We start from the raw sequence: 16,722 nt of genomic DNA, 5'->3' as shown, positions 1-16,722 counted from the left end.
TTTTATCCGTTCTGATACTTGCGGTTTTTATACAACATAGCATTATAATGTAATCTTCCTTTCTTAATATTATAACTAAAGAACAATTAATTAGATTTTAAATGAACAACTATTTCAATGCATTAGCTTATTTACTTATTACTTTAGTATTTACAATAACAAACAAGAGTGAAGTTCAGGCACAAAATATTTCCGATTACAACCCCATTTGGAATGCGCCATGTAAGAACTCGCTTGGATCAATGCCTTTAGGTAACGGCGATATTGGTGTTAATGCCTGGGTAGAGGAGAGTGGGGATTTGATTTTTTATATCTCAAAAACGGATGCCTGGAGCGATAATGCACGTCTTGTAAAACTAGGTAAGGTTAGAGTGTCGTTTTCTCCCAACCTGGTAACTCCTAAAACGCCTTATTTTCAAGAACTGCAGTTTAAGCAGGGACAATGGGTTGTGAAAATGGATGAAGGTGAAAATAAGCGTACCATTGTTATGTGGGTTGATGCGAACAACCCAGTTATACATGTTGATGTTGAAGGAGGCAAAAAGTTTAAAGCAAAAGTTTCGATAGAACCATGGCGTACAGAAAGACGCCAAATAGAAGAATATGAAAAGTTTTCTTTTTTCCATAGTCGAGAATCAGGAGAACCTATATACGTAGAACCAGATTCAATTGTGGAATCAGGAAAGGATGAACTCATGTGGTTGCATCACAACAAACGTTCGGTTTACAGAGCATCCATGGAATTACAGGGTTTAGAATCGATAATTGGAGAAGATCCGTTACTTCACCGAACTTTTGGAGGGCTAATAAGAGCTGAAGGTTTAACTAAAGAATCGTCTACATCTCTAATTTCTAAAAAGAAAACTAAGCATTTAAATCTGTCCGTTCATGTTTTAACAATGGAGAAAGCTACAATTGAGGAGTGGAAAGATAAAATAAAGGACAATGCTACTAAAATGGAGGCTCTTGATGTAGCATTGGCAAAAAATAAGCATCTTGACTGGTGGAATGACTTCTGGAACACAAGTTGGGTAAAAGTATCTGGAAAGAATACAAAAGAGACAAACGATATTTCTAGAGGTTGGTATGCTCATCGCTACTTGATGGGGTGTGCTGGTAGAGGTAAATACCCTATTAAGTATAATGGCTCACTATTTACAGTTGATGCGCATCCCGGAACCAAAACCGGGCATGTAGATCCAAAAAAGAATTGGGATGCAGACTATAGGAATTGGGGTGAACCCTTTTGGTTTCAAAATCAACGTCAGGTGTATTGGCCGATGATTGCAACGGGTGATTTTGAGTTGATGAAACCATTCTTTAAGATGTATCGTGATGCACTTCCTTTGGCAAAAAAACGTACTGAACTTTATTATGATCATAAAGGCGCTTTTTTCCCGGAAACTATGCTTTTTTGGGGAACTTACGCAAATAGCGATTATGGTTACGACAGAAATAACAAACCATTAGGGTTGGTACGCAGTGGTTATGTAAAGCGTTATTGGCAAGGAGGTCTGGAACTTAGTGTAATGATGTTGGAATACTTTAAATATACTCAAGATACAGCTTTTCTTGAAGACACAGCTTTACCTATAATTAAAGAAGTAGTTACGTTTTTTGCTAATCATTGGCCCTTGGGTAAAGAAGGTAAAATAGAAATGTATCCGGCACAAGCCCTGGAAACTTATTGGAATGTGAAAAACCCACTTCCAGAAATTGCAGGTATGAAAAAAGTATTGCAGGAATTAATGACGTTAACAAAAAACACCACAGAAGAACAGCGAAATGAATGGGCAAGAATAGCAGAACTGATTCCTGATTATCCAATAAAACTTGATGAAAATGGAGTAAGATATATGGCTCCCGCCTGGGAAAACTTTTCAAAAAGCAATAATGTTGAGAATGTTGCACTTTATTCAGTGTTTCCTTATCGCCAATATGGATTAGGGTTTGATGATCTGGAAATGATACAAAACTCTTTTCATAAAAAAGATTTTAAAGGTGTTTACAGATGTTGGCATAATGATCCTGTTTATGCAGCTTATTTGGGATTGACTGATGAAGCGCGAATACATCTTGGCAATAGATTTGTTTACTCGGGAGCATACAGATTTCCGGCATTTTATATACATGGCGACTGGGTGCCAGACCATGATAATGGAGGAGTAGCTCAACAAACTTTACATGCCATGTTATTGCAGCCTGTTGGTGATAAAATTCTTCTTTTCCCAGCGTGGCCCAAAGAATGGGATGTAGATTTTAAACTTCATGCACCTTTAAACACAACAATAGAAGCCGTTTTGAAGGATGGAAAAATTGAAAAACTAAAAGTTACTCCAAAGGAAAGGTTGAAAGATATAACCATTATGGGGGCAGTAACTTATTAAATTAACGTGAATCTTGCTTAAGGGTTCAAGGTGTTCCTCTCTTTTTAAAAGCTACGGTGTACCCACAAATATGGCTGCATATTAAATAATAATTCTAAAAAGATAGACACTAATTTCACGAATTATCACAAATGGATCTAAATATAAATTATTTACAAATAAGTAATCTATGCTTGCTTATAGGTAAATAATCCTCGAAGCAAGCGTACGAGGCATTCAATTGAAAATATTCTTTATAAATTCAGAAGCAAGCTTCGAGGTATTAGACTTAAGATCCCGCCAGATACTGAAACAAGTTCAGCATAGAAAGCGGGATTAGTTCAACTTACTATTTTGAATGCTTTGCTTCGCAACTTTTCAAAATAGAGTTTCACTAATAAATTAGAGTACAGAAATATAATAGAATTAAATCGGGTCTGGATTGTAAAAACAGACTGAAAGTCTGATTCGTGATTATGAATAGTATAGAGAGCTATCCATCATATTGAGGTTTTATTTGTGTAAATCTGTGTAATTCGTGGCTTGATTAAAAAGATGTGGGTACACCGTAGCTTTTTAAAAGGGAGGTGGATCCCGATGAGATCGGGATTCGGAGGGTTGTTTGTTTTAATAAAATGCCTCTTTCTTCCAATTTTTTATCAAAATCGAAATTCATTTCTCGGCTTTAAATTAAAGAGGAGAGCACTATGACAGTAAAAAAATAGTTCTTAAAAAAATCATCCTGAAACAAGTCTGGGACGCACACCGACATAAATTCTCTTAGAAGATTCACGTTAAATTACTTGTGCGATTAAAGGAGGAAGACACTAATTTCGAGAAGTCTCAAGAATCGTACTTATATACTTATTTTTTAAAGAGAAAAAACCGTAATCTGAAAATATCAAGATTACGGTTTATTTAAGTTGTTATTTAAAGAAGAGGCTGTCTAAAAAGTGATTTTTTTGTCATTCAGAGCACAGCGAATAATTTTATTTATTTGTAAATCAAAATATTAAAACCTTCACGGATTCTTCATTTCATTCTGAATGACACTTTTCAGACAACCTCTTTCTAGTATGAAATATAATTACTTAATTACAAGTTTTTCTTTCAATCTAATGTCTTTTGAAGAAGCACCCACTTGTATTTCAAACTCACCTTTAATGATATCGAATTTCTTTTCTTTTTCATTGTAATAGTTTATGTCATTAACAGGTATTTCAATAACTATCGTTTTTGATGCCCCAGATGTAATGGAAGTCCGTTTAAAACCTTTAAGTTGTTTAATTGGTAACTTAATACTTGGTTTAACATTTACCGGTTTTATGTAAACCTGGGCAATTTCATCGGCATTAAAGTCGCCAGTATTCTTAACATCAAAACTAAGCTTGATGGTTTTGTTCTTTGCATACGACTTCTTATTCAATTTTAGGTTCGAATAAGCAAAGGTCGTGTAGCTAAGACCATAACCAAATTCAAACAAAGGTTCTGCTTTGGCATACATGTATGTGCGACCGTTGGTAACATCATAATCGTCGAATGGAGGCAAATCATCAACACTGTTGCAAAAAGTCATTGGTAGTTTACCGCTAGGGCTTATTTTACCCCAAAGTATATCAGCAAGAGCAGTTCCTGTTTTTTCACCAGGATACCAAGCCTCCAAAATAGCTGGTATATTCTTGTTCTCCCAGTTTATTGTAAGTGCAGTACTATTCATTAACACTAAGGCTATTTCTTTATTCAAAGCATGTACTTTACGAATCATTTCATCTTGGTCTGCTGGTAAATCAAGGTAGGTCTTATCAAAGCCTTCTCCTGTATGGTTATCGTCGAGTCCCATGACCATTATAACCGCATCACAATCCGCTATGGCGTTTAGGTGTAGGTTCTTGTCTGTCGATTCTGGAATTAACCACTTAAGCTGCGCAACAGCACCTCCACCAGTATCAAAGTACTCAATGCGAATATCCACAGGGGTGTCTTTAACCATCTTGAAATCAAATGCTTTGGTTCTTGATGCTCCAACAACCCAATCATTTAATACTTCTTTGCCATTTAGCCATACTTTTGCACCATCGTCGTAAGTAAATGATAATTTATAATTTCCGCTAACGGGAGGCATAAGTTTACCAGTCCATCGTACACTTAAAGGTTCATTAATAAAGTAACTATCAGGTGCTTTTTTTACACGGTCAAAATCTATATCACCATCCACTCTTTTGCCTAGAGGTTTACCTTCAAGATTTTTATTATCATAGTAATAGCCAGTAAGACCAACCGATTTATTTCCGATTTCTATTTCTGGTTTCAGAAATGATGATTCAACTTTTACTAACTGGCTACTACCAGAGAGTAATTCCCATGGGATTTCTACAAGCTCTATACCCTTTTCGTTACAAATACTTTTGATACCATCGATAGGAGTCACCGGAGGGTTTGCAGAACCTTCATAGGCACTATAATGGGGGTGCTTGTACATATTAATACACGGTCCTAGCACAGCTATTTTCTTTATATCATCCTTTAATGGTAAAAAGTTGTCATTTTTGAGTAACACCATGGATTGTTGTGCCAATTCAAGAGCAAGTTTCTGATGTTTCTCAGAGCCTACTATATCTGGTTTTATACTGTTGTAAGGTACCATGTCGATCGGGTCGAACATACCTAATTTAAAACGCCCTCTAAGAACTCTTCTTGCAGCCTCGGTTACTTCTTCTTCTGTACATAACCCTTTCTTAATGGCTTTTTTTAGGTGTTTGAATGGTTTAAATCCACTGTCGAGCTCAAGACCACTTTTAATACACAATGCAGCAGTTTCTGCTTGAGATTTTGTGTATTTATGGCGCGTATAAACATAATGAGGGGAATTTAAATCACCAACAACATAGCCTTTAAAACCCCATTCGTCACGTAGAATATCATTTAATAAATACGGGTTTACGGAGCAGGGTACACCGTTAATTGAATTATAGGCAGCCATGATTGAAAATGCTTTGCCATCAACAATACAGCCTTCAAATCCTTTGAGGTAGTATTCGCGTAATGAACGTTCTGGTATCTCAGCATTGCATGAGAAACGATTATGCTCTTCGTTATTCGCTGCATAATGCTTTGGTGTAGCTATTGCTTTTAAATATTTGCCGTCGCCTTGCAAGCCTCGTGTAAAGGAAGCTCCCATTCTTGAAGTTAACAATGGGTCTTCTCCATATGTTTCACCGGTACGTCCCCAACGAGGATCTCTTGCCATGTTTACATTTGGAGACCAAAAAGTAAGCAGTCCATTAAAGTGTCCATTAAATCGTCCGCCAACACATTTTCTTCCCAGCTCATTATACCTTCCGCGAGCTTCATCACTTATATAATCTGCCATAAGCTGTATGGCATCAGGATTAAAAGTTGCAGCTAAACCCATTGGGCGTGGAAAAACTGTAAATTTTCCAGGGCGCATAATACCGTGTAAAGCCTCATTACCATGATTGTAAGCATCTATGCCCAGCCGTTCAACAGCAGGAGCAGTTTCAGATAACATGGTTATTTTTTCATCCAGAGTAAGCGTTTCAAGAAGATCATCTAACCTTTTTTCGATATCAAGGTTTGGATCCATAAATTTATGTTGATATTGAGCTATACTTCTAAAAGGAATTCCTATAAGAAATATTGTTAGTATCAGTAAATTAGTTATTCTTGTTTTGTTCATTTTTCTATAATATTATTCAGTTATAATTGTTTTAGTATTCTAGTGCTTTTAATTATTGTTGAAAAAGATGTATAACCCAATCATCACTATAATTAAGAGAATCCAACTAATCCAAACACTTTTGCTTGTTTTAGATGGTATATTGTCTAAAAGTTGGTTGTTGTCTGTAGCCTTCTTTCTACCGAAAAAGCTAATCGCCCACATGCAAAAGGAAAGGAATACGAAAATGTAAAAGGAAAGCAAAAGGAAATGAGGCCAGTCAACCTGCTCCTTTGTAATGAAATAAACGATACCAATACCCAAACTGATAATCGTACCGCCAGATAAGACGAAATTGGCTGCCAGAGTGGTGCTTTTTTTCCATAGTACTCCAAAAAGAAATATCACAGACATTGGGGGAGCAATAAAACCTAGAACGGCCTGAAAAACATCAAAAAGCTTAAGCCCTTTTATGCTGTCTATAGCCAAAGTAAGAAATATGGCTGCAACAGCTCCAACTACTGTAACGATTCGACCAATTTTTACGATCTCTTTCTGTGAAGCATTGGGGTTGTATTTTTTTAGATAGATATCCATTGTAAAAACGGTGCTTAAAGAGTTTAAAGCGGAATCTATTGTACTTACTAATGCTGCAATAAGAACGGCCATTACCAAACCTACCATGCCAGCTGGGAGTAGTCTTGTTACCATGGTCATATAAGCTTCATCCGGATTGGTTAGATTTGGAAAAAGAACCAGACAAGTTATTCCAGGAATAATAAAAAGCGCAACATCTAAAATTTTAAGCCATCCAGTAAAATTAGTACCCATTTGGCCTTGTTTAAGGCTTTTTGCACCTAAAACAGATTGCACCATAGATTGATCTGTACACCAAAACCAAACTCCCATAACAGGATACCCCAGAACCAGAGCTATCCACGGGTAATTAGGATCATCAACCGGTAAAAACAGGTTCCAAAACTCTGTAGGTGTCGATTCGTAAATGGTAACTAAACCACCTGCTTTATATACGCCTACTACAGTTAAAATTAACGACACAATTATTAGCAAGAGCATTTGGAAAATATTGGTAATGGCAATGGCTTTCAATCCTCCGGCAATAGTAAAAAAGGCCGCAATTATTACAAGAATAATGACCGAGCCCCAGAGCGGTAGGTCTAGAATTTGTCCCACAAGTATGCCACCTGCAAAAAGTGTAAGTGCCAACCACGAAATAAGTATCGTAACTAGTGAATACCATGCTAGAATTTTTCTAGTGGATTCCCCGAATCGTCTTCCCATAAATTCTGGAAGCGTTTGTACTTTTGCATTCAGGTATCTTGGGGCAAAAACAGTAGCTAATAGGAAAATGAAGATAAAAGCCAGCCAACTAAAATTACCGGCAACAATACCAGTTGTATAACCAATACTTGCAGAGGCTATAAGCATAGAAGGACCTACGTTGGTTCCCCACATGGTAAATCCTATGCTGCCCCAGCCAAGTGAATGTCCGGCCAAAAATAAGTTTTCATCTTTTTTACTCTTTTTAACAAAACTAACCCAATAGCCTATTCCTATTAGTATTACTAAATAGGCAAGTACTACGACAAAATCAATAGTATGTAAAAAGTTGTGAATATTTTCCATAATAGTTGGTTGTATTTATATTGTTAGTTTTTGGGTAATAAATTTGGAATCTTAACAGGTAAACCTGTAGCCATAGTTTGCTCCATGGCTTGTAGGACCGAAACTGTTCCAATGCCTTCAATAATATCTGGATAAGGCGTTTCATTGTGTTTAATACAATTCGCAAAATATTCAAGATAATTCTGGTATTCTCCTGCATGATGGCTTTTCCCCTCAAACCTGAAATAATGTTTGTTTTTATAATCGAAGGTGTAGATTTTTTCTTCACCGTCTTTATTTGTAATGGCATAGCGTAAATCCATGTAATCGGCATGGCTACAGCCTTCTGTGCCTCGAATAATACAGCTCATTTCACTTTCTCGCGTTTGAGGCTGTACAGGTCCTGTATAACATCCGCTAAGACGGGCTACTTTACCACTGTGTGTTTTAAAAATAAAGTGCATGGTATCTTCGTTTTTAAGCCCGGCTTTAATGCCATTCTGGCTAATCATACCATAGCCCATAACTTCTGAGAGATCTGGCATATACCATCTCAAAAAATCTATAGGATGACTTAATCCGCCGTATAACCATTTGAATGCTTTTTCCAGAGCCCAAGGTTTTTCCAAAAACCATCGATGGTCTGCATTATAGTGCGCCTCAACTGTTATAATGTCTCCAATTTCACCATTTAAGTAATCTTTACGTTGTTTAATCATGGGTTCAAAAAACCTGGAGCTTTGCCCGACAAATACCTTTTTTCCGGTTTTATTAACCAGATCGATCAATTCCTGACCATCTTCCAAATTATCTATTAATGGTTTGGTGCATACAACATGTTTATTATGCTGTAGCGCCATTTTTATGTGTTGGGCATGAAGTTTATCCGGAGTATATATGGCTATAATGTCAATGTCCGGATTATTCAGCATGTCAGAATAATTGGTGGTGTAATTGCTTAATCCAAATTCGGCAGTACGTTTTTTGCACAAGTCTTCATTTAAATCGCATACGGTTACCAATTCAATGGCAGAACTATTCAGTGCTGCTGAAATGGCACTTCTTCCTTCTCCTAGGCCTAATATTCCTAATTTTAACATGAGTAATTTTGCTTTTATTTCTATCGTTATATAATTTTTGAGCGCTTCTTATCGGCGCCTACATCTTTTAATTATTAAAACCCTACTAAATCACCAATTACTGTATGAGCAATACCTTTGTATGAGTCATTAAAAACTATTGTGGTTTCTTTACCCTCTTCAACATCATCTGTTGAATTTACTGGTTCAGGATAAAAAGCCACAGATGCATCGAATCGTACCCAAACTGGCATTTCTTCAAGTGGGATGTTTTGGTTGTATAACCAAATGGGGCCATTTACTTTTTCACCATTAAAGAAGTTTATCCATGTTCCTTCTGGTAAGTAGATATCTCTTTTGTTTTCTGAATTCATAACAGGAGCAACTAAAAAATCGTCACCAAAGAAGTATTGATCGTGGATATTCCAGCAAACTTTATCGTTAGGGTGATGGAATATAAGCGCCCGTAAAAAAGTGAAGCCAGAGTTAGTAACACGTTCGCTTTGTTGCCATATGTAGGGTAGAAGCGCATATCTAAGCTTCCACCATTTTTTTACAATTGAAGCAGCTAATGGATATTCGTAAGGTTCTCTTTTAGATGTTCCGTGGTAACGAAGATGTGATGTGAAAACTCCAAACTGGGTCCATCTTATATATAGATCGTCGGGAATTACGGTATTCATAAAATTTGGAATACCATGAAATCCGGGTACATCATGACTCCAATATCCGAAGCCAGATAACCCTAGATGTAGCCCTCCTTTTAAAGAGCCAGCCATGCCGTCCCATGTACAAGCTGCATCGCCACCCCAGTGAAGTGGAAATCGTTGGCAACCAGCCCAGGCGGCACGAGCCCAAACGATACCATCGCCTGTAACTTCCTTGGTAACTTCATATGCTGCTTTCTGGTATAAAAGCGGATATAAGTTCTGTAGCAATCGGGCATCCATTCCATGATAGTCTGCTTCAAGATGAATTTCTTCTCCAAAATCGGTTTTTATACAAACCACTCCCATATCTAAAAGATTCTTGAGTAGTTCTTTGTACCACTTTACAGCTTTCGGGTTAGTAAAATCTATAGTACCTGCATAATCCAAAGCTGAGAAGTTTGAACCGCCCTGTTCTTTTATTTCTTTTAAAGGGGCAAAGTATTTGTTTTCTTTTGCTTCATCATGCTGTTTTGCATCTGCAGCAATATAGGGCAGTTGCCACAAGCTTACCTTGTATCCATTATCTCTAAGTTTTGAGATGAATCCTTTGGGATCGGGAAAGCGTTCAGAGTTAAAGGTCCACTCACAGAGCCAATCTGTTTTAAACCATCCGGTATCTAAATGAATAACATCGCAAGGGTAATCCTCTTTTCGAAGCCGATCACAAATATTATTTACTTCATCGGCTGAAAAATATGTCATTCGACTCATCCATGTTCCAAAACTCCATTTAGGAAGAAGTGTTGGAAAGCCTGTTACTTGTTTATAACTGTATAGGATTTCTTCGATGCTGGAACCTCCAAATAAGAAGAAATCCATCTGATTATACTCTGATAATACCTGTACGGAACGTGTGGAATGATCTGCAAATGAAATTTTAGAAAAGGCTGTGGTATGGAGGAAAAAACCATACATACGGCTGGAAATAAAGAACGGGATATTCTTATAAGCCCGATTATTATTTACGCCCTGAGCATCCTGATTTTCTAGTTGAATTGTTTTTCCGCTAAGATCCATTTTGCTGAACCGTTCGCCTGTGCCACAAAACTGTTCGTTTGGGTCGCATGCTAAAGAAAAAGCACTTCTGTCTGTGCATGCATCCTTTTCTACAAAGGCAATTGGTAACCCGTCTCTTCTTCTTGGAAAAAATTGATCCTGACCATTAATCTTTACAGCTTTACCTTTTTCTGGGTAAAGTGTTATGTTAATTGTTTCAGGAGCTGGGGGTAGTAAGTCACTCCAATAGTCAATCTCGGCACTTGCCAGGTTTAACTCAGCCCTTACATCTTTAAGCTCATCTATAATTTTTATGCAATCATCAGAAGATTTAATTTTAAGTGGAGTTGCTGCAAGGTCACTATGCCAATCGAGCATAAGAGAATCCGTCATTTTGGCTTCTCCCTCATCAAAAGCGACTCTCAATATACGACTTCCGTATGCCCTTATTCTTAAACGACGCATTAATGGGGCGGCTTCTAAATCAGGTTGAATATCGTTAGAGTTATTCTGTTTGATAAAAGGAATATCTATAAGGATATCTCCCTGGTCTTCTTGTATGTTTTTATATTGACCTGCGATCCAAAGGCACTCTTCTTCATCTAAAGAAGGGGAGAGGTCCATAAAATCAAATAGTTGGTAATTGGTTCTTTTCATTCTGATAGTTCAAGATTGATTTCTGGGCGTTTTAGATGGCGTTTATACTCCATCCTAAAACAGTTGTTATTCTTTAAATTTTATGGTTAATCGAACGTTTTTATTTTTAGGCAGACGCACCAACCATTCATCATTTTCCTTTCTCGCTTTTGTATTTGCTTTTAGATCTGTTAACTCAAGGCGACTACAAATAATAACCTCCTGATTATTGACGCTGGTAAGATTCATGTTAATAGTTCCTGTTTTTCTATCCCAGACCATTTTGTTTATTTTGATACCTTTTCTGGCTAAAATGCCCTTGATTTCACCGTGTGGTAATTTTTCCAGAGGCAAACCGGATAAAAGAGCAAGTCTTCCCGGTGCAGAGGTAACGCACATTTCGGCCATTAAACCTGGAAGAGAAAGCGAGGCATCAAGGTTAAAAGTATGATGGAGTGAGTTGTGAGATGAAACAAAGCTATTGTAAATTAAGTCGTTACGAGCAATAACATCTAAGGTTCTCCATGCCATTTTAGGATCGTTAAGACGCGCTCCCATATAACCGAGGTGCATAATACCGTGTCCGCATCTGTTCGTATCAACAATAACCCTATTACGCTCTCTAATGGCTATTTTACAAGCCTTAATGAGTTTGGGAGAAGATTTCCATGGAGTGATTTCTGTACCAGGATATAAAGGCCATAGGTGTGAGTTGTGATTGTTGTTGTATTGCTCATTCATATCAGGATGGCTCCATTCGGCAAGTGCCCCTACGTCGTTTATCATGTACTCGGGAATTTTGCTAATAAATGCTTCAAGCTCAGGAATTCTTTCCTCATTTATTCCAAGGGTACGATACCCATCAATTAAAACATTAAATGAGTATTTCATTACTGCCAATTCATGAGTCGCATTTGGTGCGCCTTGCTCACCGTACCTGCGAATATCAGCAGGTGCATTTTCTACTGAGCAACCTGGCCATACAAGAAATTTGCCATCTGGCATTTCCATATCTTTCATGGCGCCTTCATAAAAGGATACAATGTTTTCAAATAAAGGAATAACTCGTTTTTTTAGGAATTCTTTATCGTCTGTAAATTGATAGTGCTCGTAAAAATAGCTTCCAAGCCATCCAGCACCACCAATCCACTCATTCCAGCCACCTAAAGCGATACCGTGTCTCCATCCATGAGCTATAGCAGCCATATATCCATCGGCACCATATAGCTGGGCTGCATTCCTTTTCCAGTCTGGATATAAGCTTTCAATCCATGAAAAATAGCTTTCCATCATTTCAGGAAGATTTGTAACACTTCCAGAAGCTACTGCCAAGTTGAGGTTTGAATCGTTTGTATAATGTCCCCACCAATTTGGTGTCCAGGTATTACCCCAGATGCCCATTAATGCAGGAGGAAGATCTCCACTACTGGCAATAAAAGCATATCTACCTACGGCAAAAAGAAGTTCCAGAAATTCTGGAGAAGGTCCGTTTGATTTTGCATCAAATAATATTTCGTCAGTTGTTTTTCCTGCACCATTGTTTCCGCCTAAATTTAAGGAACAACGGTTCATCATTTCAGCCTGTATTACGGTGTGACGATTATATAATGCTTCATAAGAAGCTGGCAAGTCCGATAAGCTGATTGAAAGCGCTTGTCTTTCAGGTTTAGATGCCACAGGAAGATAATCTAAGCGTGTAATTACAATTATTTCGTTTACATCGCTTACTATAAGTCGGTCACTCTTTACTTGAATGTTTCCTCCTTTTGTAATGACTCTAGAAAGAGAATGATATCCATCAGGTTCAGGAAGTCCGTGTAAACGTACGTAAGATGTTTTATAATATAGTTCTTGTTCTCCGTGTTCTATCAATGGTTTTCTAATATCTTCGGGTTTCCAACCATCAATATCCTTGATGTTTATACTGGCACCAAAACTTAAACCATCGCACTTTACTCGAGTAACTATAACATTGTCTGGTCTGGATACAAAAACAGATTTTTCAAATTTACCGCGGAAATCTTCCCAGCTCGTAGTAATCTCACCACTGTTTAATTCTAAAGAACGATTATAGTTTACAATACTACCAAGTTCATCTATTCTAATGTTTAGTTTGTGTCCGGGGTGTACCGAATTATAATTTAAACGAGGTCCTGGTCTTGACAAATCTTCTGTAGAAAACATGTCGACATTTCCTTTGCAAAAACTTCTCCATAGCATTCTGTTTGCTTCTTTCCACTTAGATTGTTTGGCTAGTTCTCGAGCCTTATTTAATCCTGGAACTATATTTGGCACGTCTGGATATACTGACTGACCAGGAATCCAAAGTTTTTCATGGTTTAATACGATAGATTCACGTAAAGGGTGTCCATATACCATAACACCTTGGGCACCATTTCCACTAACTAGAGATTCTTCCCAGTCTTCTGTAGGTGTTGAGTTATTTATTACAATTGAGTTTGTTTCTATCTTCTTTACTTCTTGACCAAAAGAGTAGAAAATGCTTCCGGTAAAAAGTGTAAAGAGTAAAAAATAAATTTTTCTATACATGTATTGCATATTAAATGTTGATTTATAGTTACGTAATTATAGTTAATGTCTTATTTTTTATATAGGTATGCTAAAAGTTAGCCTTTTTCTAAGGGTTTCCTTTAGGTATTTATATCTTATAAAGTTTTTTAACCCCTATATGGTTTTTATGAATGTTATTGATGTAAAATAGTGTCTCTTCATTAATAAATCAAAATCATTCAAGCCAAACATAATTAACTCTGGTTAACAGAAAATTATCAAACAAATACCTGTAGTCTTAATTAAGGTATTAATTAACCTATTAATAGCCTTTGTAAGTGTCATGTTTTTAGGTGTTTAACATTTTTTTTAATATTTATTGTTTTTTTGCTTATTAATACGTCTTTAATGTTAAATTTAAACTTTTAAAGCGCTTATTAATTTTATCTTTTATGCTGCGAATATTTTCAAGGAAAAGTATTTTAGTTATTTGTTTCACAGCTATTGTTTTATTGGTTAATACTGTAAATGCTCAACATTTAAGTAGTAACAGTTATTTAATAGGTGATTTTGAAAATGCAAAAGAGGCCATTAATTATTTTGAAGAAGACAAGTCAGACTACAATATTGGTTTCAGTATTCATATTAATTATGCGCTCGATAGTAATGAACTCTACGTAGAATCTTCCGATTCGTATGTGACTTTTCAGCAGTATGTAGAGGCTTTAAAGGTATATCTGGATAAAAACCCATCTAAGGTCGTTCCTCTTTTTATTAACTATGAAGGTCCGGAAAACTGGCTTAAACAAGTATTAAATAAAGCTAATTTGGACGATTATTGCTTTTTTCTACCTGCAGGAGAAAAGTGGCCCAATTTGGAAGAGATAAGAGATACAGGAAAACGGCTTATAATCTTCTCTTTTCATCAAACCAATGATGAAGACAAAATTATTAATTATGCCTGGGATCATATTGCTGAATTTCCTTTTACCAATTTTGACAGTCCTATTTTTGAAGGTTATTATTCCAACGGAAAACCTGAAAACGAACTTTTACTTCTCAGACACTTTGAAAAGAGTAATATAGAGAAGTCAAAAATTGATGAAAGCTGGTTGAATCTTAGTGAAAATAACTTTAGTATTTTACATGCTATAAAGTGCTGGCAATTATGTGGTAAACGGCCAAATTTTATTATGGTTGAAGGTAAGCATATAAGAAAAATATATTATTTGAATTATGTGTTAAGAGACTTTCCATCTATTTCTGGGGTTGTATCGTATAGGAATAAACCTCTAGAACAAGTTTTTTGGGAGAATAAAGTTAAAGCTATTACAAATGGATATTACAGTTTTCCGGTTGTTGAAGATGAGGCTCCGGTACTTCGTCCTTATCAACATGGCTATTCCTTTAGGCCCTCTAATATACAGGTAACGGAAGAATATTTAAAAAAAGGCGTCATTAATTTTACTGCCTTTCCGCTGTCGTTGGATGAAGAGTTAACTGGTGCATTTACCTTTAACGGTAAGATTAATAACCTCATAAAACCAGCTTCATCAACTAAAAACTTTAAGTGCGAGTTTGCGAAAGATATTGTAAAAGGAGAAGTCCTTAAGTTTCAGGATAGCTCATATGCTGTTTTTGGCATACCAGATGATTTTGGCATTAGGAAAAGTAGTTTTACAATTAGTTTAAATATTAAGCTTTCGGAACTGGATTTAGAAAATGATTATTTTCTTATTGGAGCAAATGAAAAGGAATACAGAAAGAGTTTACATGTAAATATAAGAAAAGGCATTCCTTATTTTGGGTTTTATGGTTCAGACGTTTCTGTTTACAAAAAGCTTGAACCCTCTAAATGGTATAATCTAGTTGTTAGATACGATATAAAAAACCAAGAGCAATCTATATTTATAAATGGAAAACAACATGGCTCTTCTACTGGGCACCCTTCGTATATTGGTGAATCGGAGTTGATGTTAGGAAGAGGGTTTATTCAAGAGGGGCATCTGTCTGGGTATATCGATGATTTATATATATGGAACAGGGCACTTAGCAATAATGAAATAAAAACAGTTTTTTCTGATGGTGTAAAAGTTGAAAAGAAAAACAATCTGGTTTTTATTTTTTTAACTCTCATTACTCTTGTCGTTTTGGCGTTGGTAATTCTAATGGTAGTAAGAAGAAGGCGCAGCGTTAAATTTCAAACTACAAGAGTAAAATCATTTAAAACTTCTGAAATTCTGGGAAGTAAGATTAACACAATAACATTATTTGGTGGTTTTAGAGTGTACGATAAGCACGGGAAAGATATAACATTGAAATTCCCTCCGAAAATAAAAGAATTGTTTTTAATCATATTGCTTTATTCTGTTAAATCAACAAGAGGGATATCATCCCAAAAAATAACGAATATTATTTGGCACGGTTTTTCAACAAAAAAGGCATCGAACAATCGTAGTGTAAGTTTTAATAAACTTAGGTCTGCCATTTCAGATATTGAAGGTATTAGCATTAATTTTGAAAGTGGATACTGGAAAATAACTTGGAATGAAAGCTTTATTTGCGATTATTTACGGGTATCTTCTATTCTTAAACAATTGGATAAATCCAGACCAGAAAAGTATAAAGAACTGTTTCAATATGTTAAGTCCGGTAAGTTTTTGGAAAATTCAAACTGGGAATGGCTTGAAGAATTTCAAACTTCAATAAATTTTGATGTTGTTGATGCGCTTAATGACTATGCCTTAACATTAGATGAATTAAAAGAACAGGCTCAAGCTTTTGAGGTTTACACATTAGTCATAAAAATTGATGATTTAAATGAACAAGCTTTGCAGTATATAGTTAGCTATTTAAAAAGCAAGGAAAGCCAAACACGGGCTAGATATTATTACGATAAATTTTGTGAGAAGTATTTTGAAGCGTATGATGAGAAGTATCATATCGAGTTTCAGGATCTTATTTAACGTCAGTTTCTCGACATATTTAATGCTGATAATAAGTTTTTTGATAGATTTTAAAGATGAAACCTTGCGATTTCTGACGAGGAACGAGGAGAAATTTCATAAAGTTGAGATTCCCTGTCTGCCCGCAGCTACGGTGTCCCCCATATCTTTTTAATC

Annotated in this window: 7 protein-coding genes; 2 read left to right on the top strand and 5 right to left on the bottom strand. The window is 36.2% G+C overall.

The genetic code is table 11. The features are described 5' to 3' along the window. Positions 1 to 101 precede the first annotated feature (101 nt). Positions 102 to 2,387 (top strand): DUF5703 domain-containing protein, encoded by a 2,286-nt coding sequence (locus C1H87_RS05060; RefSeq protein ID WP_102754777.1) that lies wholly within the window; start codon positions 102 to 104, stop codon positions 2,385 to 2,387. A gap of 1,066 nt (positions 2,388 to 3,453) precedes the next feature. Here the strand turns inward: C1H87_RS05060 and C1H87_RS05055 are convergent. From C1H87_RS05055 to C1H87_RS05035, 5 genes are all read right to left on the bottom strand, one after another. After that, positions 3,454 to 6,063, bottom strand: a complete 2,610-nt coding sequence (locus C1H87_RS05055) for a beta-glucosidase (RefSeq protein WP_102754776.1) — start codon at positions 6,061 to 6,063, stop codon at positions 3,454 to 3,456. 48 nt (positions 6,064 to 6,111) lie between these two features. Further along, on the bottom strand, positions 6,112 to 7,689 hold the full coding sequence (locus tag C1H87_RS05050) for an SLC5 family protein (protein WP_102754775.1): 1,578 nt from the start codon (positions 7,687 to 7,689) through the stop codon (positions 6,112 to 6,114). Positions 7,690 to 7,712: 23 nt separating this feature from the next. After that, positions 7,713 to 8,768 carry a Gfo/Idh/MocA family protein gene (locus C1H87_RS05045; RefSeq protein WP_102754774.1) on the bottom strand — a complete coding sequence of 352 codons (1,056 nt, stop codon included), beginning with the start codon at positions 8,766 to 8,768 and terminating at the stop codon, positions 7,713 to 7,715. A gap of 74 nt (positions 8,769 to 8,842) precedes the next feature. After that, positions 8,843 to 11,110, bottom strand: coding sequence for a glycoside hydrolase family 31 protein (locus C1H87_RS05040; protein ID WP_102754773.1), 2,268 nt, complete (start codon positions 11,108 to 11,110; stop codon positions 8,843 to 8,845). A 66-nt stretch (positions 11,111 to 11,176) separates the two neighbouring features. Further along, positions 11,177 to 13,639 carry a glycosyl hydrolase family 95 catalytic domain-containing protein gene (locus C1H87_RS05035; RefSeq protein WP_158655126.1) on the bottom strand — a complete coding sequence of 821 codons (2,463 nt, stop codon included), beginning with the start codon at positions 13,637 to 13,639 and terminating at the stop codon, positions 11,177 to 11,179. Between the two features lie 413 nt (positions 13,640 to 14,052). On the opposite strand from C1H87_RS05035, the gene C1H87_RS05030 reads away from it, so the two are divergent. After that, on the top strand, positions 14,053 to 16,566 hold the full coding sequence (locus C1H87_RS05030) for a LamG-like jellyroll fold domain-containing protein (protein WP_102754771.1): 2,514 nt from the start codon (positions 14,053 to 14,055) through the stop codon (positions 16,564 to 16,566). The last annotated feature ends 156 nt before the right edge of the window (positions 16,567 to 16,722 follow it).

The organism is Flavivirga eckloniae (genome assembly GCF_002886045.1).
Lineage (GTDB): Bacteria > Bacteroidota > Bacteroidia > Flavobacteriales > Flavobacteriaceae > Flavivirga > Flavivirga eckloniae.
This window is presented reverse-complemented; position numbering and strand designations above follow the sequence as displayed.